The sequence below is a fragment of the Selenomonadales bacterium genome, from assembly GCA_017442105.1.
Taxonomy (GTDB): domain Bacteria; phylum Bacillota; class Negativicutes; order RGIG982; family RGIG982; genus RGIG982.
Genome location: JAFSAX010000210.1, coordinates 1 through 2,471, shown reverse-complemented (window position 1 = coordinate 2,471; position 2,471 = coordinate 1). Strand labels below are relative to the sequence as shown.

The 2,471-nt window shown below is 45.7% G+C and carries 4 protein-coding genes and 1 other annotated feature; all 4 genes read left to right on the top strand.

What is annotated here, in order from left to right:
- Nucleotides 1–1,114: threonine--tRNA ligase (gene thrS / locus IJN28_08120; GenBank protein MBQ6713733.1), on the top strand; the 1,114-nt coding region annotated here is incomplete at its 5' end.
- A 46-nt stretch (nt 1,115–1,160) separates the two neighbouring features.
- Nucleotides 1,161–1,278 (top strand) — a sequence feature (ribosomal protein L20 leader region).
- A gap of 18 nt (nt 1,279–1,296) precedes the next feature.
- Nucleotides 1,297–1,821, top strand: a complete 525-nt coding sequence (gene infC, locus IJN28_08115; protein MBQ6713732.1) for a translation initiation factor IF-3 — start codon at nt 1,297–1,299, stop codon at nt 1,819–1,821.
- 14 nt (nt 1,822–1,835) lie between these two features.
- Nucleotides 1,836–2,033 (top strand): 50S ribosomal protein L35, encoded by a 198-nt coding sequence (rpmI, locus tag IJN28_08110; GenBank protein ID MBQ6713731.1) that lies wholly within the window; start codon nt 1,836–1,838, stop codon nt 2,031–2,033.
- 25 nt (nt 2,034–2,058) lie between these two features.
- Entirely contained in the window at nt 2,059–2,412 is a 354-nt protein-coding gene (gene rplT / locus IJN28_08105) for a 50S ribosomal protein L20 (protein ID MBQ6713730.1), read from the top strand.
- The last annotated feature ends 59 nt before the right edge of the window (nt 2,413–2,471 follow it).

The following is a 2,471-nucleotide window of genomic DNA, read 5'->3' as shown; positions in this document are numbered from 1 at the left end:
CTTCCATCCGAACGGTATGGTCATCCGCAACGAACTTGAAAACTTCTGGCGCAACCTTCACCGTAAATATCACTACCAAGAGATCCGCACGCCGATCATCCTCAATCAGAAATTGTGGCAGCAGTCGGGTCACTGGGATCACTATCGCGAAAACATGTACTTCACGACGATCGACGAAGAAAACTATGCAGTAAAACCGATGAACTGTCCGGGCGGTATCCTCGTATATCGCACACAGCATCACAGCTACCGCGACCTTCCGCTTCGTACGGCAGAACTCGGTCTTGTACACCGTCATGAGCTCTCGGGTGCACTTCACGGTTTGATGCGTGTTCGCAGCTTCACGCAGGACGATGCGCATATCTTCATGCTTCCGTCCCAGATCAAAGAAGAGATTCAAGGCGTAATCGACCTCTTTGACGAAGTATACAGCACGTTCGGACTTTCGTACCATGCAGAACTCAGTACGCGTCCGGAAGACTCCATGGGTTCTGACGAAGTATGGGAAACGGCAACGCAGGCACTTCGTGAAGCACTCGAAGAACGCAACATGGACTACATCATCAACGAAGGCGACGGCGCATTCTACGGTCCGAAGATCGACTTCCACTTAAAAGACTCCATCGGTCGTACGTGGCAGTGCGGTACGATCCAGCTCGATATGTTGATGCCGGAAAAATTCGACCTCAACTATATCGGTGAAGACGGACAGAAACATCGCCCTGTCATGATCCACCGTGTAGCATACGGCAGCTTGGAACGCTTCATCGGCATCTTGATCGAACACTATGCAGGCGCATTCCCGACTTGGCTCGCACCTGTACAGGTCAACATCCTTCCGATCACGACGAAACACGTTGAATACGCACAGAAACTTGCTGATACCCTCTGGAACAGCGGTATGCGCGTAGAAGTAGATGAACGCAGTGAAAAAGTCGGCTATAAAATGCGCGAAAGCCAGATGCGTAAGATCCCGTATATCCTCGTTGTCGGTGACAAAGAAGCTGAAAACAATACGGTAGCTGTACGTAAACACGGTGAAAACGACAGTGTTGTTATGACGTTCGCTGAATTCCAAGCAATGATCCAAAAAGAAATTGCAGAAAAAGCATAAAAAACCGCTTGACATACAGACAATCAAGTGGTATTATAATCAAGTATTCATGAAGTAGAGGCCACCGCTTCTCACCTTACGATGAACAGTCTGTAAGGTAAATAAGACCTTAGTTTATTGCTAATGGTGCGGGTGGCGTTTGCTACCCGCTTTTATTTTTCCTATAAGAAATCAGGAGGTAGATTGCAATTAGCAAGGATACGCCCAGAATTAATGATGAGATTCGTGCCCGCGAGGTTCGTTTGACCAGCCCGCAAGGGGAACAGCTCGGTATCGTACCGCTCAAAGAAGCACTCCGCAGAGCAGAAGAGCTTCATTTGGACTTGGTCGAAGTAGCACCGCAGGCAAAACCACCTGTATGCCGTATCATGGATTTCGGTAAATTCCGCTATGAACAGCAGAAACGGGAAAAAGAGACGAAGAAAAAACAGAAAGTCATCACTGTGAAAGAAGTAAAACTTCGTCCGAATATTGAAGAGCATGATTTCAATGTCAAGTTAAAAAACGCACAGCGTTTTATCGAAGACGGCGATAAAGTAAAAGTAACGATTATGTTCCGTGGTCGTGAGCTTTCGCATCCGGATCTCGGTCGTCAGCTTCTTATCAAAATGTCTGAGTTAATGAAAGACTACGTCAACGTAGAACGTATGCCGAAACTTGAAGGTAAAAATATGATCATGATTTTATCGCCTAAGACGCGTAATTAAAAGGAGGAACAAACATGCCTAAAATTAAAACTCGCAGAAGTGCAGCAAAACGCTTTGAAGTAACCGGTAGCGGCAAAGTAAAACGCGCAAAAGCGTTCAAAAGCCATATCTTAGAGAAAAAATCGCCGAAACGTAAACGTAACTTGCGTAAAGCAGCTATGGCTTCCAACGCAGATATGAAACGTATCGCAAAAATGCTTCCGTACGCATAAGGAACAGAACTAAGGAGGAATTGAAATGCCAAGAGTAAAAACAGGCGTAACAGCGCATAAACGTCATAAAAAAATCTTGAAACTTGCTAAAGGATACAGAGGTGCTAAGAGCAAACAGTTCAAAAAAGCTAACGAAACTGTAATGAAAGCTCTCTCCTACGCTCGTCGTGACCGTCGTGCGAAAAAAGGCGAATTCCGTAAACTCTGGATCGCTCGTATCAATGCAGCTTCCCGTATGTTCGGCTTGTCCTACAGCAACCTCATCAACGGCCTCAACAAAGCAGGCGTTGAAGTTAACCGCAAAATGTTGGCTGACCTCGCTGTAAACGACATCAAAGCTTTCGAACAGCTCGTTAACACAGCTAAAGAACAGCTGTAAGATCAATTACAGGAATAATAAACAGACCTATCTCGATTGAGATAGGTCTGTTTATTATT